This window comes from Variovorax sp. AC103 (assembly GCF_979254005.1).
The window spans coordinates 420,643-440,913 of the sequence record NZ_CEEDFC010000001.1 but is presented as its reverse complement, the minus strand read 5'-3'; the positions used below and the strand labels follow the sequence as shown (position 1 = coordinate 440,913).

15 protein-coding genes are annotated in these 20,271 nt (G+C 69.2%); 11 read left to right on the top strand and 4 right to left on the bottom strand.

Annotated elements, in window-relative coordinates; genetic code table 11:
* Positions 1-5: 5 nt before the first annotated feature.
* From AC0IYU_RS01990 to fabG, 8 genes are read left to right on the top strand one after another with little or no spacing between them, the layout of a single operon-like run.
* Positions 6-1,742, top strand: a complete 1,737-nt coding sequence (locus AC0IYU_RS01990; protein ID WP_472112421.1) for an ApeI family dehydratase — start codon at positions 6-8, stop codon at positions 1,740-1,742.
* Positions 1,742-2,764 (top strand): acyl-CoA synthetase, encoded by a 1,023-nt coding sequence (locus AC0IYU_RS01985; protein ID WP_472112418.1) that lies wholly within the window; start codon positions 1,742-1,744, stop codon positions 2,762-2,764. The genes AC0IYU_RS01990 and AC0IYU_RS01985 overlap by 1 nt, the downstream gene beginning before the upstream one ends.
* Positions 2,736-3,380: a LolA-related protein gene (locus AC0IYU_RS01980; protein ID WP_472112415.1), complete on the top strand. Its 645-nt coding sequence runs from the start codon at positions 2,736-2,738 to the stop codon at positions 3,378-3,380. Before AC0IYU_RS01985 ends, AC0IYU_RS01980 begins: the two co-directional genes overlap by 29 nt.
* On the top strand, positions 3,377-5,788 hold the full coding sequence (locus AC0IYU_RS01975; protein WP_472112412.1) for an MMPL family transporter: 2,412 nt from the start codon (positions 3,377-3,379) through the stop codon (positions 5,786-5,788). The genes AC0IYU_RS01980 and AC0IYU_RS01975 overlap by 4 nt, the downstream gene beginning before the upstream one ends.
* Positions 5,788-6,630 (top strand): polysaccharide deacetylase family protein, encoded by an 843-nt coding sequence (locus AC0IYU_RS01970; RefSeq protein ID WP_472112409.1) that lies wholly within the window; start codon positions 5,788-5,790, stop codon positions 6,628-6,630. The genes AC0IYU_RS01975 and AC0IYU_RS01970 overlap by 1 nt, the downstream gene beginning before the upstream one ends.
* Complete coding sequence (locus AC0IYU_RS01965; protein ID WP_472112407.1) at positions 6,627-7,391, top strand: class I SAM-dependent methyltransferase; 765 nt, start codon at positions 6,627-6,629, stop codon at positions 7,389-7,391. The genes AC0IYU_RS01970 and AC0IYU_RS01965 overlap by 4 nt, the downstream gene beginning before the upstream one ends.
* Positions 7,388-7,861, top strand: a complete 474-nt coding sequence (locus AC0IYU_RS01960) for an ApeP family dehydratase (protein WP_435487054.1) — start codon at positions 7,388-7,390, stop codon at positions 7,859-7,861. Before AC0IYU_RS01965 ends, AC0IYU_RS01960 begins: the two co-directional genes overlap by 4 nt.
* The gene (fabG, locus tag AC0IYU_RS01955; protein ID WP_435487053.1) at positions 7,858-8,589 is read left to right on the top strand and encodes a 3-oxoacyl-ACP reductase FabG; all 732 of its coding nucleotides are present in this window, start codon (positions 7,858-7,860) and stop codon (positions 8,587-8,589) included. The genes AC0IYU_RS01960 and fabG overlap by 4 nt, the downstream gene beginning before the upstream one ends.
* Before the next feature lie 68 nt (positions 8,590-8,657).
* Here the strand turns inward: fabG and AC0IYU_RS01950 are convergent, their stop codons facing one another.
* The 4 genes from AC0IYU_RS01950 to AC0IYU_RS01935 all read right to left on the bottom strand — a co-directional run bounded on the left by AC0IYU_RS01950 (position 8,658) and on the right by AC0IYU_RS01935 (position 13,384).
* Positions 8,658-9,350, bottom strand: coding sequence for a P-loop NTPase family protein (locus tag AC0IYU_RS01950; protein WP_435440348.1), 693 nt, complete (start codon positions 9,348-9,350; stop codon positions 8,658-8,660).
* 185 nt (positions 9,351-9,535) lie between these two features.
* On the bottom strand, positions 9,536-11,887 hold the full coding sequence (locus AC0IYU_RS01945; RefSeq protein WP_472112404.1) for a TonB-dependent receptor: 2,352 nt from the start codon (positions 11,885-11,887) through the stop codon (positions 9,536-9,538).
* 118 nt (positions 11,888-12,005) lie between these two features.
* Complete coding sequence (locus AC0IYU_RS01940) at positions 12,006-12,365, bottom strand: hypothetical protein (protein WP_435487051.1); 360 nt, start codon at positions 12,363-12,365, stop codon at positions 12,006-12,008.
* Positions 12,366-12,604: 239 nt separating this feature from the next.
* Positions 12,605-13,384, bottom strand: a complete 780-nt coding sequence (locus AC0IYU_RS01935; RefSeq protein ID WP_472112401.1) for a hypothetical protein — start codon at positions 13,382-13,384, stop codon at positions 12,605-12,607.
* A gap of 114 nt (positions 13,385-13,498) precedes the next feature.
* Here AC0IYU_RS01935 and smc point away from each other — a divergent pair, with 114 nt between their 5' ends.
* Genes smc through ligA form a run of 3 tightly spaced genes read left to right on the top strand, consistent with a single transcriptional unit; the run spans position 13,499 to position 20,255 of the window.
* Positions 13,499-17,014, top strand: a complete 3,516-nt coding sequence (gene smc, locus AC0IYU_RS01930) for a chromosome segregation protein SMC (RefSeq protein WP_472112398.1) — start codon at positions 13,499-13,501, stop codon at positions 17,012-17,014.
* Positions 17,015-17,028: 14 nt separating this feature from the next.
* Positions 17,029-18,132 (top strand): cell division protein ZipA C-terminal FtsZ-binding domain-containing protein, encoded by a 1,104-nt coding sequence (locus tag AC0IYU_RS01925; RefSeq protein ID WP_472112395.1) that lies wholly within the window; start codon positions 17,029-17,031, stop codon positions 18,130-18,132.
* A gap of 23 nt (positions 18,133-18,155) precedes the next feature.
* Positions 18,156-20,255, top strand: a complete 2,100-nt coding sequence (gene ligA / locus AC0IYU_RS01920) for an NAD-dependent DNA ligase LigA (protein ID WP_472112393.1) — start codon at positions 18,156-18,158, stop codon at positions 20,253-20,255.
* Positions 20,256-20,271: the final 16 nt, after the last annotated feature.

Genomic DNA, 20,271 nt, shown 5'->3' with positions numbered 1-20,271 from the left:
CCCGCGTGACGACCGACAACCCCGACAACCCAGATACCGCCGAACCCGGCTTCCTGCCGCTGCTCGCGCCCCGCGACCTCGACGCCCCCCTGGCCTGGCGCGCCGGCGTGCCCGTGAGCGGGCGGCAGTTCCTGGCCGACGTGGCCCGTTTCGCTCCCACCCTCCCCGACGAGGGGCCGGCCGTCAATGTGTGCGGCGACCGCTACGCTTTCGCCGTGAGCCTGTGCGCCGCGCTCGTGCGCGGCCATGCCAGCCTGCTGCCGCCCGACGCACGGCCCGACACGCTGGCGCGGCTGCGCGAATCAGGCGGCCCTCGGCTCTTTGCGCTGGCCGACGACGCGACGCTGCAAACACCCGGCATGCACCGCGTGCTGATCGAAGACCGCTCCAGCCCCGAAGGTGGTGCAGGTGATGCAGTTCCGTCCATCGACGGCGCGATGCATGCGGTCAGCCTGCTCACCTCCGGCTCCACCGGCGTGCCGCAGCCGCATGCCAAGACCTGGCGCACGCTGGTGGGCGACGTCGCCGTGGCCGTCCGGCGCCTGTGCCGCGTGCTCGAGCGGCCCACGCTGGAAGGCGTGACGCTGGTGGCCACGGTGCCGGTGCAACACAGCTACGGGCTGGAATCGTCCGCGCTGTTGGCCCTGCTCGGCGGCGCCGCCTTCGAAAGCGCCCGGCCGTTCTTTCCCGCCGACGTGGCGCAGACATTGGCTTCGGTGCCGCGCCCGCGCGCGCTGGTGACCACGCCGTTCCACCTGAAGACGCTGCTGCTGTCGGGCATCGAGCTGCCGCCGGTCGACCTGATCCTGTCGGCCACCGCGCCGCTGTCGCCGCAGCTCGCGCTGCAGGCCGAGCAGGCCATGGGCGGCGTGCTGCTCGAAATCTACGGCAGCACCGAGTCGGGCCAGGTGGCCACGCGTCGCACGACCGACAGCGAAATCTGGGAAACCTTCGGCGAGATCAAGGTGCATGCGGAGCCCTCCGCGGACGGCGGGCCCGAGCGCTTCGTCTTCTCCGGCGATTTCATGCCCGAGCCCACGCCGATGGCGGACGTGCTCGAACTGCTGGACGACCGCCGCTTCCGGCTCTTCGGACGGGCCAACGATCTGATCCATGTGGCCGGCCGGCGCAGCTCGCTGGCGCACCTGAACTTTCACCTCAACAGCATTCCCGGGGTGGACGACGGTGCCTTCTGGCTGCCCGACGAGGTGGCCGACGGCGTGGTGCGGCCGGTGGCTTTCGTGGTCGCGCCGACGCTGTCGGCCGGTGAAATCATCGCCGCGCTGCGCCAGCGCCTGGAGGCCGTGTTCGTGCCCCGCCGGGTGGTGCAGGTCAAGTCGTTCCCGCGCGAAGGCACGGGCAAGCTCACGGTGCGGGCACTGCGCGAGTTCGCGCTGGCCCAGCTCGCAGAAGACGACACGCCCGTGCAGATGGCCCTCGCGGTGCCGGCCGACCACCCCGTCTTCGCCGGGCATTTCCCGGGGCAGCCGCTGCTGCCGGGCGCGCTGATCCTGGCCGAGGTGATGGAAGCCGTGCGGCGCGTACCGGCCCTGACGGCGCGACTGGGCACCAGCCCCACGCTGGCCGCGGCCAAGTTCCTTGCGCCGGTGCGACCCGGCAGCACGCTGTCCATCGAGCTGCATCCGGAAGCCGGGGCCAGTCGCGGGGTGCGCTTCGACGTGCGTTGCGACGGCGTGGTGGCTGTCACCGGCCGATGGACGGCTGTGCAAGGCTCTGCGTGATGAAGCACACCGACGTGGAGTCGCGCGCTGTGGACGAGGCGGCCCGCACGGGGCAGGGCGCACACAAGAACGACAAGCCGGACACCGGCGACTGGGCACACGCGCCCGAACGCAGCAACATGCTCGCGCTGCGCTTCATCGTGTTCATGGCGCTGGTGTGCGGGCGCCGCGTCACGCGCCTGCTGCTGCCCCCGATTTCGCTCTATTTCCTGCTGTTCGCACCCACGCAGCGCCGGCACATCAAGCGCTATCTGTTCCGGGCCATCGGCCCGCACGCCGGCTGGATGGACGGCTTCCGCCTGCTCCATGCCTTCGCCTCGACCGTGCTCGACCGCGTGTACTTCCTGCGCGGACGCATGGACCTGTTCGACCTGACGGTCGAAGGCAACGTGCCGCTCGAGGCCGAAGCCGTGGCGGGGCGGGGCGCCTTCATGCTCGGTGCGCACGTGGGCAGCTTCGAGGTGCTCGGGGCGTGCAAGCAGCAGACACAGCAGCACCACCTGCGCTTGGCGATGCTGATGTTTCCGGACAACGCGCAGCGCATCACCGCCATCCTCAACGCGATTGCGCTGCCGGAGCTGCGCCCGCACGTCATCGCGCTGGGCCGGCCGCACTCGATGCTCGCGCTGCGCGACTGGCTCGACGGCGGTGGCCTGGGCGGCATGCTGGCCGACCGCACGCTGCCGGGCAGCGAAGACCAGCCCGCCTCGCAGCGCGGCAACAGCATCGTGCTGCCGTTCCTCGGGCAGCCCGCCAGCTTCAACGACGGGCCGTTCCGGCTCGCGGCCCTGCTGCGCCGCAAGGTGTTCTTCATGGCCGGCCTCTACCGGGGTGGCGCGCGCTACGATATTCGGTTCGACCTGCTGGCCGACTTCACGGAGCGGGTGCCGGACGCCGCGGAGCGGGAACGCCGCATCCGTGCCGCTGTCGAAGCCTATGTCGCGCGCCTGGAAGCTATCTGCCGCGCCTATCCCTACAACTGGTTCAACTTTCATGATTTCTGGCTTGAAGATGCGGCTTGAGCGGCTTTGCAAGGCATGCGTGCTGGGGCTGGCCTTGGCGCTGTGCGCCGCGCCGGCCTGGGCGGCCTTCGACCTGCCCGAACTGATGGGCCTGCTGGCCAAGCAGAAGAGCGGGGAGGCCCGCTTCACCGAGCAACGCTTCGTGCACGGCCTGGAAGGCCCGCTGGACGCCAGCGGCACGCTGAGCTTCGACGCGCCCGACAAGCTGGTGCGCCGCACGCTGTCCCCGCGCATCGAGACCATGGCCGTCGAGGGCAACACGCTGACGCTGTCGCGCGGCGGGCGCAACCGCACGCTGGCGCTCGACAGCATGCCCGAGCTGCTCGGCCTGGTCGAAGCCATGCGCGGCACGCTCACCGGTGACGGCGCCACGCTGCAGCGCTACTTCAAGAACACGGTGACGGGGTCGCCTGCCAAGTGGACGCTCGACCTCGTGCCGATGGACAGCCGGCTGGCCGCGCAGGTGCGCAGCATCCGCATCAGCGGCCGCGCCAGCGACGTGCTCGGGCTGGACATGGAATTCGTCGGCGGCGACCGCTCGTCGATGAACATCACGCCGGGCGCTGCACCGGCCGCCGCAGCCCCGTCCGGCGCGCCCGGACGCACCACGCCGTGACACCGCTGCGCACCGACGGCCCGCCGAGCTGGTCGCGCCGGGCTGTCGTGCTGCTGGCATGGCTGCTGGTGCTGCTGTGCGGCGCGGTGGTCATCTCCCGCACGCACATCGGTGCCGACCTGTCGGCCTTCCTGCCCAAGAGCCCCGACGTGCGCCAGCGCGTGCTCATCGAGCAGCTGCAAAGCGGCGTGGCCTCGCGCACGCTGATGCTGGGCATCGAAGGCGGCACCGCCGAGCAGCGCGCCGCCGTGTCGCGCGCGGTGGGCAAGGACATGCGCGAGAGCAAGCTGTTCGACCTGGTGCAGAACGGCGACGTGAGCGACTGGAGCGAGGCGGGCGCCTGGGTCCTGCAGCACCGCTACCAGTTGTCGCCCGGCGTCACGCCCGGCCAGTTCACCGCCGAAGGGCTGCGCGACGCGATCAACGAGACCCTGTCGATGCTCGGAACGCCGGCCGGCAACGCGATCAAGCCCTTGCTCGACCGCGATCCGACCGGCGAGACCCAGCGCATTGCCATGGAACTGGTGCCCGCCAGCGCGCCGCGCAGCGAAGACGGGGTGTGGATGTCGCGCACCGCGCCACGCGCGCTCATGATTTCCACCACCCGCGCGGCCGGCAGCGACCTCGACGCCCAGGCCGTGGCCATCGCGCGCGTGCAGTCGGCGTACCAGGCCGCCACGCGCGAGATGGGCGCATCGGCGCCCAAGCTACTGCTGAGCGGGCCACCCGTGTTCTCGGTGATGAGCCGCGACAAGATCAAGACCGAAGCCATCCACCTCGCGGTGGTGGGCGGCATCGTGATGGGCGGGCTGCTGCTGCTGGCGTTCGCCTCGCCGCGCGCATTGGTCATCGCCTTCCTGCCGGTGGCCACGGGCGTGGTGATCGGCACTGCCAGCGTGAGCCTGGTGTTCGGTTCGGTGCACGGGCTCACGCTGGGCTTCGGCAGCACGCTGATCGGCGAAACGGTGGACTACGCCATCTACTACCTCATCCAGGCCCGTCAGGTCGGGGCGGGCGCAGTGGCCGGCACCGGCTGGCAGCGCTGGCGCGACCTGAACTGGCCGACCGTGCGGCTCGGCCTGCTGACCTCGGTGTGCGGCTTCGCGGCGCTGGTGTTCTCGGGCTTTCCGGGGCTGGCGCAGCTGGGGGTGTTCTCCATTGCCGGCCTGGTGTCCGCCGCGCTGGCCACCCGCTATGTGCTGCCGGTGCTGGCGCCCGACGGTGCCACCGGCATGGGCATGCGCAAGTACATGGCGCAGATGGCCGGCGCGCTGGTGCGCGGCCTGCCGCGCCTGCGCTGGCCGCTGGCCGCGCTGGGCGTGGCCGCGATGGGGCTGGTGCTGTGGCAGGGCGGTCATTTGTGGCGCGCCGACCTGGGCGCCATGAGCCCGGTGCCCAAGGCCGCCCAGCAGCTCGACGAAACGCTGCGCAACGACATCGGCGCGAGCGACGGCGGCGTGCTGGTGGTGGCCTACGGCGACGACGAGCAGTCCGCGCTGCGCCACACCGAAGCGGCCGCCGCGCGGCTCGATGCGCTGGTCGACAAGGGCGAACTCATCGGCTACGAAACCGTCACGCGCGTGCTGCCGAGCGTGGAAACACAAACGGCGCGCATCGCGAGCCTGCCGAGCAGCGAGATCCTGCGCGCCAACCTGGCCGAAGCGACGAAAGGCATGCCGCTGCTGGCATCGCGCCTCGGGCCGTTCGTGGACGACATCGAGGCGGCGCGCAAGCTGCTGCCGGTGCAGCGCGCCGACCTGTCCAGCGGGCCGCTGGCTTCGGTCGTGAACACGCTGATGTACGAGCGCCCGGGTGGCGGCTGGGGCACGCTGGTGGTGCTGCACCCCGGCAAGACCTTCGACCAGGGCCGGCTGGAGGCTGCGCTGACCGGGCTGCCCGAGGTGCAGGTGGTCGACGTCGGCCGCGAACTGGCGGGGCTGTACCAGCGCTATCTGCACGAGGCTTTCGTGCAGGTGCTGCTGGGCGCGCTGGCCGTGGTGGTGCTGCTGGGCATCTACCTGCGTTCGTGGCGCCGCCTGCTGGCCGTGTGCCAGCCGCTGCTGTTCGCGGTGGTGCTGGTGCTCGGCGGCATGGCCGTGCTGCAGGCGGCGCTCGGCATCCTGCACCTGGTGGGGCTGCTGCTGATCGTGGCGGTCGGCTCCAACTACGCGCTGTTCTTCGACCAGCTGCGCACCACCGGGCGGGCCGACGAGGACACGCTGGCGTCGCTGATGCTGGCCAACCTGACGACCGTGGTGTCGTTCGGGCTGATCGCCATTTCCGACATTCCGGCGCTCTCGTCCATCGGCCGCGTGGTGGCGCCGGGGGCGCTGCTGGCGCTGCTGCTGTCGGCCGCGTTCGCGCGCAGCGTCGCGCCGTCTGCGAAGTCGCCCGACGTGCGTGGCTGATGGGAAAATCCGTGCCCATGCATCCCGCCTCCGCCCCGACCACCGATTCCTGGCCATGGCCGCCCGCCATCCGTGCCAGCGCGGCGTGGCACGTGGCGGCCATCGGTGCGGGCGTGCTGGTGCCGGGCGCGTTGCCGTGGGCGGTCGGCGCCATCGTGCTGAACCATGCGCTGATCACCGGCGCCGGCCTGACGCCGCGCAGCAGCCTGCTGGGCCCCAACGTCACTCGGTTGCCCGAAGCGGCCGGGGCGCGGCGCGAGGTGGCGATCACCATCGACGACGGCCCGGAGCCCGAGGTCACGCCGCGCGTGCTCGACCTGCTGGACGCGCACGGCCAGCGGGCCACCTTCTTCTGCATTGCCGAGCGTGTGCTGGCGCAGCCCGGACTGGCGCGCGAGATCGTGGCGCGCGGCCACAGCATCCAGAACCACACGGCGCGGCACCGGCACAACTTTTCGTTTCTCGGGCCGCGCGGTTTCGCCGCCGAGATCGCGCGCGCACAGGACATCCTGAGCGACGTCACCGGCCAGCGCCCGACCTGTTTCCGCGCGCCGGCCGGCCTGCGCAATCCGTTTCTCGAGCCGGTGCTGCACCGCCTGGGCCTGTCGCTCGTGAGCTGGACGCGCCGTGGTTTCGACACGCGCGAAGGCGACGCCGACAAGGTGATGGCGCGCCTCGCCCGCAATCTGCAGGCCCGCGACATCCTGTTGCTGCACGACGGCAATGCCGCCCGCACGGCCGAAGGACAACCCGTTTTGCTGGAGGTACTGCCCTTGTTGCTCGAACGCCTGCGCGCCGATGGACTGCGCGCCGTGACCCTGACAGAGGGAATGAAGTCATGAGTGCCGTGATGCCGTCGTCCACCGACAGCGCCTGGCGTGAGCTGCATGAAGCCGCGACCATTCCCTACAAGAAGGGTGGCAGCTTCGCCTGGCACTTCGCGCGCGGCAAGCTGGGGCGTGACCCGGTGTTTCGCGGCCTGCTCGAACGCGGGCTGATCGGTGCGCAGCACCGGCGCGTGGTCGACATCGGCTGCGGCCAGGGCCTGTTCGCCAGCCTGCTGGCCTCGATGAGCGCGATGCAGAAGCAGGGCCGCTGGCCGTCGTCCTGGCCCAGGACGCCCGCTGCCGCCGACTACACGGGCATCGAGCTGATGCCCAAGGACGTGGCGCGCGCCGAAGCGTCCATCGGCCATCTGCAGCCTCCGCCGCAGCTGCTCTGCGCCGACATGTGCTCCGCTGCGTTGCCGGCGTGCGACCTGGTCGTCATTCTCGATGTGCTGCACTACGTCGACCTCGAGGCTCAGGAAGGCGTGCTTCTGCGCGTGCGCGATGCGCTGCAGCGCGGCGGCAACGCGCAGGCTCGCTTGCTGCTGCGCGTGGGCGATGCGTCGAGCCGGCGCGGCTTCACCGTCAGCCAGTGGGTCGATCGCACGGTCACGCGCATCCGCGGGCACAAGGTCTCGCCGACGTGGGGCCGTCCGCTGGCCCAATGGACCACGCTGCTGCAGCGCCTGGGCTTTCATGTGCAGAGCATCCCGATGAGCGCAGGCACGCCGTTTGCCAATGTTCTGCTGGTGGCCGATCTGGCGCCTGCCGCATGACCGCACCGCAGACGCTCGACCGCGCGGGCATCGCGCAGCGCATTCCGCACAGCGGCAGCATGTGCCTGCTGGAGCGGCTCGAAAGCTGGGACGCCGAGGCGATCCACTGCAGCACCACGACGCATGCGCAGGCCGGCAACCCGTTGCGCACCGAGAGCGGCTTGCTCGCGCCCAACGCCATCGAGTACGCGGCGCAGGCCATGGCGCTGCACGGCGGGCTGCTGGCTGCCGAGGGCAGCGCGCCGTCGGCCGGCTTCCTGGCGAGCGCGCGCAACGTCAGGCTCGCGGTGGCGCGGCTCGACGATGTGCCTGGCGCGATGCAGGTGCGCGCGCAGCGCCTGTCGGGCGACGACCGCCAGATTCTTTATGCGTTCACGGTGACGGCTGACGACGGCCGCATGCTGGCCGAAGGCCGCACCGTGGTCGTTCTCAACACGCCGCTGGCCACAGAAAGCACCCCCACGCCATGAGTCTCGAAGGAAAACGCGCGCTGATCACCGGCGCGAGCGGTGCGCTCGGTGCCGCCATGGCCGAACGCCTGGCGCGCGACGGCGCCACGGTGCTGCTGCACGCCAATTCGCGGCCGGAGTCGGTCGAGCAACTCGCCGCGTCGATCATCGCGGCGGGCGGCAAGGCGGAATGCCATGTGTTCGACCTGCGCAGCGACGAGGCCTGCGCGGCCGCGTGTGCGCGCATCCTCGAAGGCGGGCCGGTGCAGGTGCTCGTCAACAACGCGGGCGTGCACGACGACGCGGTGCTGCCGGGCATGCGCGCCGAGCAATGGCACAAGGTGATCGACGTGTCGCTCAACGGCTTCTTCCGTGTCACGCAACCCTTGCTGCTGCCGATGATGCGCACGCGGTGGGGGCGCATTTTGAACATATCTTCGGTGGCCGCGATTGCAGGCAACCGGGGGCAGGTGAACTATGCGGCCGCCAAGGGGGCGTTGAACAGCGCGACCAAGGCGCTGTCGCTCGAAGTGGCCTCGCGCGGTGTGACGGTGAATGCGATTGCGCCCGGGATCATCGCGTCGCCGATGGCCGATGCCGTGTTCGATCCGGCGGTCATCAACCAGATGGTGCCGGTGAAGCGGGCAGGCACACCGCAGGAAGTGGCGGCGCTGGCTGCTTTCCTGGCCAGTGACGAGGCGGCCTACATCACGGGGCAAGTCATTTCCATCAACGGCGGAATGATCTGAGTTGCTCCCTCTCCCCTTGGGGAGAGGGTTGGGGTGAGGGCCGACGGCGATGCGTCGGCCTCGAGAACCTACAGCGGCAAGGTATCGAAGGCCGCGTAGGCCGTCGCCAGCCAGGACTTCACGCGCTGACGCTCCAGCAGGCCCAGCGCATGCACGCCTTCGCGGTCGTTCACAGCCTTCCAGAAGCTCGTGTTCTGCGCATCGATCTTGCGCATGCTCGCGTCGTGCAGCCGGGGCAGCGCAATCACCCGCGCGCCGTTCGCTGTCGCCTTGGAAAGCGATTGCGACGCCAGCAGCATCCCGAAGTCGCTGCCGCGTCCGTAGTTCTGCACCACGATGTAGTTGGGCCGGTTGCCGAAGGTGTCGATCAGCGAGCCGAGCAGGTCGGTGGAGTCCTTGCCGTCGTCCAGCACATGCCAGAAGTTGACCGTGACGCCGATGTCGGCGAACACGTCGAACAGGTCCGACTCCTTGATCCAGCGCGACAGCGGCGCCAGCGTTTGCGCGGCCAGGTCGACGATCACGCTCTGCTGCGGATTGCTCTCGAAGCCGTTCACCACGGTGTCGAGTCCTTCGAAGCTGTCGACCACCACGGGGGAGGCGAAGCCTTCGTAGAAGCGGGTGAACGAGCTGTGCGAGCGGTCGGTATCGAAGCCCACGAACGGCCGGCTGTGGTCGATGAAGTACTGCGCCAGCACGCGCGCCGTGACCGACTTGCCGACTCCGCCTTTTTCGCCGCCGATAAAGTTGATGGAACTCATGGGTTGTCCGTAAAAGTGTGGAAAAGAGCGGAAAGTTTTGCTTTTTGCTGCGACATCGATAACCGGGATCGATTGTATCTTTGGCGGTTTCGTCGCATGCCGCTGCCCACCCGGTTACGCACCGCAGCGCGTCGGACCGTGGCGAACGCCGAGCTGCTCGGCTGGCTGGCATACATCGGCGGACCTCACAGATCGAACCGCAGCTCGGCCGTGTAGGTGCGCTGCGGGTACGGGTGGAAGTTCCAGTACTGGTAGTTGTTGGCGTTGTCGATGCCGAAGGCGGCCGACCACTGTTTGTCGATCTGGTAGCGCACGCGGAAGTCGACCGTGAAGTACTTGCTGGCGCCGAAGTAGGCGAAAGCGTTGACGTCGCTGTTGTCCAGGTTCGAGTACTGCTTGCCGCTGTAGCGCGCGGCGACCGTGAAGGCCCAGCGAGCGTCGGGCTTGTACGTTGCGTAGACGGTCGAACGCCAACGCGGCACGCGCGGCTGCCACTTGCCCACGGCGGCGGGAAAGGCGGCGTCGGCGACGGTCTTCGAGTCGGCATAGGTCAGGCTGCCGCCCAGGTCGAGGCCCTTGATGAACACGTTCTGCCCGGTGTAGGCGACCTCCAGGCCGGTGGTGCGCACCTTGTCGATGTTCTGCACGCGCGAGACGGTGGCGTTGGGAATGAGCTGGTTGTACAGCGCGTTCCTGGTGGTCTCGTGGAACAGCGTGGCGCGCAGCAGCCCGTTGCCCAGGTCCTTCTCGGCCGAGAGTTCGCCGGTCCACGACTTCTCGGGCTTCAGCGTGGGGTCGTTGATGAAAGAGAGCGCGCCTCCCGAAGTCGCGCCGTACAGCTCGCCGACCGTGGGGTAGCGCACGGCCCGGCCGACGGATGCCTTCAGCACGGTGTCGCTCGTGAGCTGGTAGGCCAGCGCGGCCTTGGGCGACAGGTCGGATTCGCTGCGCGAGGCGTACCCCTGCGAGCTGGCGGCTGTGGCCGTGAAACCGTCGTTGGCCTGCCAGTGCTCGTAGCGAAGCCCGAGCACGGCCTTCCATTTCGGCGCGAACGACCAGGCGTCCTGCACCCACGCGCTGTAGGTCTCGGTGCGCCCGCCGACGTTGCTCACCGGGGTGAACGAGGCGCCGTCCTGCCAGTTGCCCAGCACGTTGGTCTTCGCGATGCCGAGCTTGTAGGCATCGCGCCCCACGCCGAAGTCGACGATGTGCGCGCCGCCCACGCCCTGCGGGCGCCACGTGCCCTTGGCCGCGAGCGTGTTCCAGCCGGTGCCGCCCTGGTCCTGCAGCGTGCCCGCGCCACCGTAGGCCGCCAGCGGCAGCGCGATGGTGGGCGCGCGCTGCGTGTCCTTCGAATAGTCGTACAGGCTGGCCGCCAGCTCCCAGTCGAACACGCCCTGCGTGTTGCTCTTCACCGAGAGGCCGTGCATGTAGTGCGTGGCCCTGTCCTCGGTGAGCGGGAAGGCGGTGGGCGACAGGTTGAAGCTGCGCCCGGCGATGTTGACGAGGCCGCTGTACACCGGCTGCCCCTGCGCATTGGTGAGATAGCTGGCGGACTGGCCGCTTGAGGTGTTCTGCCACCAGCCCAGCGTGTAGGTCGCGCGCACCGTCGGCGAGATGTCGTAGGCGAGCTTGAGCTTGGCATGGTCCTGCAGCGTGTGGTACTGCGTGCCCGTGCCCAGGATGTACCAGGGCGTGTTCGTGGTGTTGAGCCCGCCCAGCGCGCCATACACCGGCGTGCCCGCGCGGCCGGCCACGCCCGAGGCCAGGGTGGCGGTGGTGAAGGTCAGCGGCTGGCCTTCGCTGTCCGTGCGGTTGATGTCGATCCACCACGACCAGTCGCCGCTCTTGCTGCCCAGCGATGCGCTGGTCTGCCAGCTGTTGAAGGTCTGGCGGGTGCTGTAGAGGTCGTTGGGCTGCGACGAGTAGCCGACCTTCACATGCGCCTCCAGTTGCGTCGGCATGCGCGTGACGTAGTCGACCACCGCGCCGGCGGAGTTGCCGGGGTAGGCGGCAGAGAAGGGCCCGTACATCACGTCGACGCGCTCGATCTCCTCGGGCGTGACCAGGCCCCAGCGTGGTGCGAAGTTGGTGCCGTTGGCAATGCCGTTGCCCAGGTAGTTCGACAGCAGGATGCCGTCGGCGTACACCGCCGAGCGCGCGCTGTTGCCGGTGCCCGAGGCACGGGTCGACAGGATGGCGTGGTTGTAGTCGCCGATGTAGCGCTTGCGCACCAGCAGGCTGGGCAGGTACTTGAGCGCGTCTTCGCTGTCGGTGGCGTTGATGCGCGTCTCGATTTCCTCGCGCGTCACGCCCTCGATGGTGGTCGGAATCTGCGTGGGCAGCGAGGTCGGCTGGCCGCCGGTGACGGTGACGACGCCGAGCGACTTGGTCCGCTCGGGGGCGCTCTCGGGCGTTGCACTGGAGGCCGCGTCGGCCGGTGCGTTGGCTGCGGGCACGGTGCCCTGCGCGAAGGCGGGCACGGCCAGCCAGGGGAATGCCGCGCCGAGCGCGAGCGACAGGAGGGTCTTGTTCATGTGAAAGCTCTCTTCGGCGCCCACAGCGGCGCCGACTCATTGCAGGGAAGTGCGCGGCAGCGTGCGACGGATGCCCATTGCCATGAGCGACGTCAGCTGCGACGAAACCGAAAACGAGTCAGGAGAGCGAGGGAGGTCCGCGCGCAGGCAATGGCGCGGCGGTGGCCGCAGCGATGCGCGCGGCCGGAATCGGCTGGACGGCATGGCCGAGCGGCAGGACGTTCGGGAGATCGACGGGTTGCGCCGCCGGCGGCGGTGCACCGGTCAACATGCACATCGGGCAGTCCAGATGACTGGCGCCGAGTTCGCGTGCGCCGTCGTCGGTCTGCACGACCACCTTGATGGCGCCGGCCGCCGAACACACGAGCTGCATCGACTGCGGTTGGACCACCGGCGATGCAATTGCCACCCCCAGCGACAACACGAACCACGCCAGCACGAAGCGGACGAGATGGCGGGCGTGGCGCAGGGCGGGCATGGGGGCGATTATGTGTGAGGCATCTGGCCGACGGCGCCTTGTCGTGAACCAACGTTGTATTCCGGCCTCTAGAATTCGGCCATGCGCGTCGGCCAACGCTTTCGAATGGGGCATCAACGTTCACCTCGGCCAGGAGTTCGGCGTGCCCAGCCTGGCGCTGGATGGGCGACCCCAGGTCGGCCTGAAACCCGCATGGATGCAGGTGTGGAGGGCTGCTTCGTTTCAGAGGCGCATCCGGCTCACTTCGGCAGCAGCGTGAAGAAGGGCATGACCACGCCCATCACCCAGTTCTGCCCGAAGTCGAGCGCGGCGCGGCGGTACTTCTCGTCGGCCTGCGCAGCCAGCAGGTCGAGCCGCGCCACCACCTTCGACAGCTCGCGGTCGGCCACGAGGTTGCGGCCGCGCTCGCTGATTTCGGTCGCCAGCAGCAGCGGCTGGCCGTCGGGGCCGGTCTTGGAGGAAATGAGCCACAGGGAAATCTCGAAATTGCGCGCGGCCCGGAAGCTGTTCTCGGCGTTCACACCGTCAATCATGGTCTGGTCCCAGGTGTCGCCGTTGGCCTGCTTGAGCATGCTGGCCCACCCGTACACCAGCGCTGCGACCCGGTCGCCCTGGTAGCCCTGTGGTCCGGTTTCGAAGGCCAGGCGGATCGCGTCGATGCCGCTGGCGCCCTTCAGTTCGGGCAGGGGCGGGCCCTTGAGCACGGCGTCCCACGCGCGCTGGGCGGCTTCTTCCATGCTGGGCGCAGACTTGCGCCATTCGCGGGGGTTGCGCTTGTACAGCGTGCCCTGCACGCGCCGCACTGACTGCAGGTTGTCGCGCAACGACAGGTTGGCAATGCGGTTGGCGCCGGATTGCAACCATTCCTGGTTGGCGTAGGGCTCGGCACGCTGGGTGTCGCGCATCGACGAACAGCCTGCAAGACCGAGCAGGGCGGCCGCGCCGGCCACCATGCCTGCGAGGATTGCGGGACGGCAGCTTCGTCTTGCGGGCAGGGGGGAAACAAGGGAATCGCTCATGCCCTGACGTTATCATCCACGGCTGGGGCGGCGGCCTGCTGCAAGCTGCAGGCCCGTGCAATTTTCCTTACAAATCAATACCTTGGCGCTACAGCCAAGCCAGGCCGACAAGTCGTGCGTCTTAATTCCATCAAGCTCTCGGGCTTCAAGTCGTTCGCCGAACCCACCAACTTCCTGCTACCGGGCCAACTGGTCGGCGTGGTCGGGCCCAACGGTTGCGGCAAGTCGAACATCATGGATGCGGTGCGCTGGGTGCTCGGCGAGTCGCGCGCGTCGGAACTGCGCGGCGAGTCGATGCAGGACGTGATCTTCAACGGCACGACCACCCGCAAGCAGGCCAGCCGTTCGAGCGTGGAGCTGGTGTTCGACAACGCCGACCACCGCGCCGGCGGCCAGTGGAACCAGTTCAGCGAAATCGCGGTGCGCCGCGTGCTCACGCGCGACGGCACGAGCAGCTACTACATCAACAACCAGCCGGTGCGCCGGCGCGACGTGCAGGACGTGTTCCTGGGCACCGGCCTCGGGCCGCGTGCCTACGCCATCATCGGCCAGGGCACGATCAGCCGGATCATCGAGTCCAAGCCCGAAGAGTTGCGCCTGTTCCTGGAGGAAGCCGCGGGCGTCTCCAAGTACAAGGAGCGCCGCCGCGAAACCGAGAACCGCCTGGGCGACACGCGCGAGAACCTCGTGCGGGTCGAAGACATTCTTCGCGAACTGAACGCGAACCTCGAGAAGCTCGAGAAGCAGGCCGAGGTGGCCGCGCGCTACAACACGCTGCAGGGCGATGCCACGAAGAAGCAGCACCAGCTGTGGTTCCTGAAGCGCAGCGAAAGCGACGCCGACCAGGCCAAGATCAAGACCGATTCAGAGAAGGCCATCAACGACCTCGAGTCGCGCACGGCCGATCTGCGCCGCATCGAGGCCGAACTCGAAACCGTGCGCCAGGCCCACTACGGCGCGGGCGACAGCGTCAACCAGGCGCAGGGCAGGCTCTACGAGGCCAGCGCCGAAGTCGGCCGGCTCGAGGGCGAGATCCGCTTCGTGGTCGAAGGCCGCCAGCGCGTCGAGCAGCGCCTGGTGCAACTGCGCGAGCAGATGGGCCAATGGGGCCGCCGCCGCGACGAGGCCGAAGCCGAGATCGAGACACTCGCCGGTGCCGGCGTGGACGCCGAAGAGCAGGCCATCCTGCTGGCCGCACAGCTCGAAGAGCACGACGCCCGCCTGCCCGAGCTCGAAGAGGCCGTGCAGCGTGCCCAGGACCAGGCCAACGCCCAGCGCACGACCGTGTCGCAGGTGCAGCAGCAGATCCAGGTGCTGGCCGCCGACCAGCGCAACATCGAGGAACAAAGCCGCCAGCTCACGCAGCGCAGCGAACGCCTGCGCGCCGACCAGAACGCACTGGCCGCGCCCGACGAGGCCCGCCTGCTCGACATGCAGGAGCAGCACGCCGCCGCGCAGGAGGCCGCCAGCGAAGCCGACGGACGCCTGCAGGAGCTGCAGGAAACCGTACCGCAGCTCGACGACGACCGCCGCACGAAGCAGCAGGCCGTCAACACCGAAGGCGCCCGCCATGCCGAGTTCTCGGCCCGCCTGGAAGCGCTGCGCGCACTGCAGGAAAAGGTCAAGACCGACGGCAAGCTGGCGCCCTGGCTCGCCAAGCACGGCCTCGAAGGCCTGCAGGGCCTGTGGAGCCGCATCCACATCGAGCAGGGCTGGGAGAACGCGCTTGAATCCGCGCTGCGCGAGCGCCTGGGCGCGCTCGAAGTCAGCCGCCTGGAGATGGTGCGCGCCTTCGGCAACGATGCGCCGCCCGCCAAGCTCGCGTTCTACAGCCCGCCGGCTGCCGGTGCACCGCAGGGCCCGGCCACGCTGCCGCGGCTGTCGAGCCTGCTGCGGCTGAACGACGCGGGCCAGCAGGCGCTGCTGACCGACTGGCTGCACGGCTGCTTCACGGCCGCGAGCTTCGAGGAAGCGCTGGCCCAGCGCGCCACGCTGCAGCCCGGCGAAGTCATCTATGTGCAGAGCGGCCATGCCGTGTCCGCGCACAGCGTCAACTTCTACGCGCCCGATTCGGAGCAGGCCGGCCTGCTGGCCCGCCAGCAGGAAATGGAAAACCTGGAGCGCCAGCTGCGCGCCCAGACGCTCATCAACGAAGAGGCGCGCACTGCGCTGGTCCGCGCCGAGGCCGCCTACGGCGACGCCGCCTCGCGCCTGGTGACCGCGCGGCGCGAAGCCGCCGAAACCCAGTCGCGCGCGCACGAGCTGCAGGTCGAGACGCTGCGCATGACGCAGCTTGCCGAGCAGACCCGCGCGCGCAGCGCACAGCTGGCCAACGACCTCGGCGAGGTCGACGCGCAGCTCGAGGAACTGCAGGAACGGCGCATCGCCGCCGAAGGCCGTTTCGAAGAACTCGACATGCAGCTGGCCGACAGCCAGGAGCGCCATGCCGAGCTGGACGAGCGCGTCATCGAGGCCGGCCGCGCGCTGAACGCCAGCCGCGAGCAGCACCGCAGCCTGGAACGCCAGGCGCAGGAAGCAACTTTCTCGCAGCGCACGCTCGAAGCCCGCCGCGGGGAGCTCAACCGCTCCATCGAAACCGCGGCGCAGCAGGTGGTGTCGCTCACCGACGAAGACGAGCGCGCCCGCGCCGAGCTGGGCCGACTGTCCGACGCCGCCGCGCAAGCCGGGCTGCAGGACGCGCTGTCGCTCAAGCTCGAGCGAGAAGCCGCGCTGGGTGCCGCGCGCAGCCAATACGACGACCTCACGCTCAAGCTGCGCGCCAGCGACGAGCGCCGCCTGCAGCTCGAACGCGAACTCGACCCGCTGCGCCAGCGCATCACCGAGTTCCAGCTCAAGGAACAGGCCGCGCGCCTGGGTGTCGAGCAGTACCAGCAACTGCTGGACGATGCCGGCGCCGACCTCGAGGCCGTCGCGCTTTCCATCGAAACCGACAAGGTCCGCCTGACCGGCCTGCAAGGCGAAATCGACCGCCTCAACCGCGAAGTGGTCGCGCTCGGCGCGGTGAACCTGGCCGCGCTCGACGAACTGGCCATTGCCAGCGAGCGCAAGACTTTCCTGGACGCGCAGTCGGCCGACCTGAACGAAGCCATCGGCACGCTCGAAGACGCCATCCGCAAGATCGACGCCGAAACGCGCGACCTGCTCGGCGGCACCTTCAAGATCGTCAACGAGCACTTCAGCCGGATGTTCCCCGAGCTGTTCGGCGGCGGCAATGCGCGCCTCGTGATGACGGGCGACGAAATCCTCGATGCCGGCGTGCAGGTGCTCGCGCAGCCGCCCGGCAAGAAGAACCAGACCATCCACCTGCTCTCGGGCGGCGAGAAGGCGCTCACGGCCATTGCGCTGGTGTTCGCGATCTTCCAGCTCAACCCGGCGCCTTTCTGCCTGCTCGACGAAGTGGACGCGCCGCTGGACGACGCGAACACCGAGCGCTATGCCAAACTCGTGACAGCCATGAGCCGCGAAACCCAGTTCCTCTTCATCAGCCACAACAAGATCGCCATGGAAATGGCCGAACAACTGATCGGGGTCACGATGCAGGAGCAGGGCGTGTCACGCATCGTGGCGGTCGACATGGAGTCGGCGGTCTCGATGGTCGACGCCGCCTGAGCAGAGCGGCAACCATGAGCAATCTCACTCTCGCCCTGGCCATCCTCGGCGGTCTCGTTCTCGCGGCCGTCGTGGCCTACAACACCCTGATGTCGCGCCGCAACGCGCCGCGCCAGCCCGATGCGGTCGACATCGCGCTGGACGAGGCCGAGCGGGCCGCGTCTGCCTCGGCCGGCGGCATCGAGCCGATGCTGCACGCCGACCCCAGCCAGGTGGCGGGGAGCGACCGCCACGAGCCCTTGTTCGACCCCGACCTGCCCGCGCCCAGCGGCGTGCCCGTGCCCACCGGCGAGCGCCGCGGCGGGCTGGACCCGCTGATCGACGTGATCGCGCCGGTGTCGCTCGAAGGCCTGGCCTCGGGCGACGCCGCCATCGCCGCCATGCCGCCGACCCGCCGCGCGGGCAGCAAGCCGGTGGCCATCGAAGGCCTGAACGAACACAACGGCCAGTGGGAGCCGCCCGTGGCCGGGCAGCGCTACAGCGCCTTCCAGGTCGGCGTGCAACTGGCCAACCGCACCGGCGGGCTCAACGAGATCGAGTACTCAGAGTTCGTGGTCAAGGCGCAGGCCTTTGCCGACGCCGTCAACGGCGCGCCCGAATTTCCCGAGATGCTCGACGAAGTGGCGCGGGCCCGCGAGCTCGACCAGTTCGCCAGCGCGCACGACGCGCAGCTGGGTTTCGTGCTGCGTGCGCTGCATGCGGCCTGGAGCCCCGGCTATGTGCAGCAGAACGCGGCGCGCCTGGGCTTTGTGGCCGGCATCATTCCGGGGCGCATGGTGCTGCCGACCGGCGAGGCCGGGCTGCCGCCCGTGCTCGGCCTGGCGTTCGACACGCAGGCCGCGCTGGCCGACGACCCGGCCCAGTCGGCCATCCGCGAACTCAGCCTGAGCCTGGACGTGCCGCAGGTCGACCGCGGCGAGGAGCCGTTTCGCCGCATGCGCGAAGCCGCCGCCACGCTCGCGCGCGAGATGGACGGCGTCGTGACCGACAGCGACGGCCAGCTGCTGCGGGACGAGACCATGGACGTGATCGGCAACGACCTCGAGCAGCTCTACGACACGCTCGACGCGCGCGACCTGGCGGCGGGCTCGCCGCTGGCGCGCCGACTCTTCAGCTAACTCCGACTTTCGGGAGACACCCCATGACGACGCGCGACGAAGCGGCACGCGAAGCCGCCGCACTGAGCGAACAGCTTCACCGGCACGGCCATCTCTACTACGTGCTGGACGCGCCCGAGCTGCCGGACGCCGCGTACGACAAGCTGTTCCAGCGGCTGCAGGCCCTCGAAACCGAATTCCCCGACCTGCGCACGCCCGATTCGCCGACGCAGCGCGTGGGCGGCAAGGTGCTCGACGGCTTCACCAAGGTGCGCCACCGGGTGCCGATGCTGTCGATCCGCACGGAGACCGACATCACGCCCGGCGGCGCGAGCGCCTTCGATGCGCGTGTGCGCAAGGAGCTGGGCCTGGCCGAGGACGGGCCGCAGGTGTCGTACGTGTGCGAGCTGAAGTTCGACGGGCTGGCCATGAACCTGCGCTACGAGAACGGCGTGCTGGTGCAGGCCGCCACGCGCGGTGACGGCGAAGTGGGCGAAGAGGTCACGCAGAACATCCGCACCGTGCGCGAGATCCCGCTGCGCCTGAACGGCAAGGCGCCGCCCGTGGTCGAGGTGCGCGGCGAGGTCTACATGAAGCGCGCCGATTTCGACGCGCTCAACGAACGCCAGCGCGAGAAGATCGCGGCCGGGCAGAAGAACGAGAAGGTGTTCGTCAATCCGCGCAATGCGGCGGCGGGCGCTGTTCGCCAGCTCGACCCGGCCATCGCCGCGGAAAGGCCCTTGAGCTTCTTCGCCTACGGCCTCGGCGAGGTCACCCCCGCGGCCGAGGGCGGGCCCGACCATCCGACGCAGTTCGACTGGCTCAAGCAGTTCGGTGCATGGGGCTTTCCCGTCGCCACGCAGACCGCACGTGCGACTGGAGCTATTGAATTGATAGCATTCCACGAAAACATCGGGCGCCAGCGCGATGCCTTGCCCTACGACATCGACGGCGTGGTCTACAAGGTCGACAGCATCGAGCTGCAGCGGCAACTGGGCTTTGTTTCGCGCGAGCCGCGTTGGGCCGTGGCCCACAAGTACCCCGCGCAAGAGCAGCTGACCGAGGTGCTGGGCATCGAGATCCAGGTCGGGCGCACCGGCAAGCTCACGCCGGTGGCCAAGCTCGCGCCGGTGTTCGTCGGCGGCGTGACCGTGACCAATGCCACGCTGCACAACGAGGACGAGGCACGCCGCAAGGACGTGCGCGTGGGCGACACCGTCATCGTGCGGCGGGCCGGCGACGTGATTCCCGAAGTGGTCGGCGTCGTGCCCGAGAGCCTGGCCAAACCCGACGGCGAGCGCGGCGCGCAGTTCACCATGCCGCACCGGTGCCCCGTATGCGATTCGGAGGCCGTGCGCGAGGAGGGCGAGGTCGACTACCGCTGCACAGGTGGACTGTTCTGCGCGGCGCAGCGCAAGGAAGCGATCCTGCATTTCGCGGCGCGGCGCGCGGTCGATGTCGACGGGCTCGGCGACAAGCTCGTCGAGCAGCTGGTCGATGCCAACCTGATCCGCACCTTGCCCGACCTGTACAAGCTGGGCTTCACCACGCTGGCCGGGCTGGAGCGCATGGCGGACAAGTCGGCGAAGAACCTGGTCGACGCCCTCGAAGCGTCGAAGAAGACCACGTTGCCGCGCTTTCTGTTCGGCTTGGGCATCCGCCACGTGGGCGAGACGACCGCGAAGGATCTGGCCAAGCACTTCGGCAAGCTGGACGCGATCATGGACGCCACCGAAGCGCAGTTGCTCGAAGTGAACGACGTGGGGCCGGTGGTGGCGCAGAGCCTGCGCACCTTCTTCGACCAGCCGCACAACCGCGAGGTGGTCGAGCAGTTGCGCGCCTGCGGCCTGACCTGGGAAGAGGGCGAGCCTGCGGTCCGCGCGCCCAAGCCCTTGGCGGGCCTGACCTTCGTCATCACCGGTACCCTTCCTACGCTGAGCCGCGACGAGGCGAAGGATAAGTTGGAAGCGGCCGGTGCAAAGGTGTCCGGCTCCGTCAGCAAGAAAACCCATTACCTCGTGGCCGGCGAAGACGCCGGGAGCAAGCTGGACAAGGCCCGGGACAACGGGGTCGAGGTCATCGACGAGGCGCGTATGCTGGAGATTCTTGCCAACGGATTGCCAGCGGCAGCGCCCGAAGGATGAGGCGGCGGCAGGCCCT

Coding starts and splice junctions, on each gene's coding strand:
- AC0IYU_RS01985 (WP_472112418.1), top strand. CDS start 1,742: ATGAAGCACACCGACGTGGAGTCGCGCGCTGTGGACGAGGCGGCCCGC.
- AC0IYU_RS01980 (WP_472112415.1), top strand. CDS start 2,736: ATGATTTCTGGCTTGAAGATGCGGCTTGAGCGGCTTTGCAAGGCATGC.
- AC0IYU_RS01970 (WP_472112409.1), top strand. CDS start 5,788: ATGGGAAAATCCGTGCCCATGCATCCCGCCTCCGCCCCGACCACCGAT.
- AC0IYU_RS01965 (WP_472112407.1), top strand. CDS start 6,627: ATGAGTGCCGTGATGCCGTCGTCCACCGACAGCGCCTGGCGTGAGCTG.
- AC0IYU_RS01960 (WP_435487054.1), top strand. CDS start 7,388: ATGACCGCACCGCAGACGCTCGACCGCGCGGGCATCGCGCAGCGCATT.
- fabG (WP_435487053.1), top strand. CDS start 7,858: ATGAGTCTCGAAGGAAAACGCGCGCTGATCACCGGCGCGAGCGGTGCG.
- AC0IYU_RS01950 (WP_435440348.1), bottom strand. CDS start 9,350: ATGAGTTCCATCAACTTTATCGGCGGCGAAAAAGGCGGAGTCGGCAAG.
- AC0IYU_RS01945 (WP_472112404.1), bottom strand. CDS start 11,887: ATGAACAAGACCCTCCTGTCGCTCGCGCTCGGCGCGGCATTCCCCTGG.
- AC0IYU_RS01940 (WP_435487051.1), bottom strand. CDS start 12,365: ATGCCCGCCCTGCGCCACGCCCGCCATCTCGTCCGCTTCGTGCTGGCG.
- AC0IYU_RS01935 (WP_472112401.1), bottom strand. CDS start 13,384: ATGAGCGATTCCCTTGTTTCCCCCCTGCCCGCAAGACGAAGCTGCCGT.
- AC0IYU_RS01925 (WP_472112395.1), top strand. CDS start 17,029: ATGAGCAATCTCACTCTCGCCCTGGCCATCCTCGGCGGTCTCGTTCTC.
- ligA (WP_472112393.1), top strand. CDS start 18,156: ATGACGACGCGCGACGAAGCGGCACGCGAAGCCGCCGCACTGAGCGAA.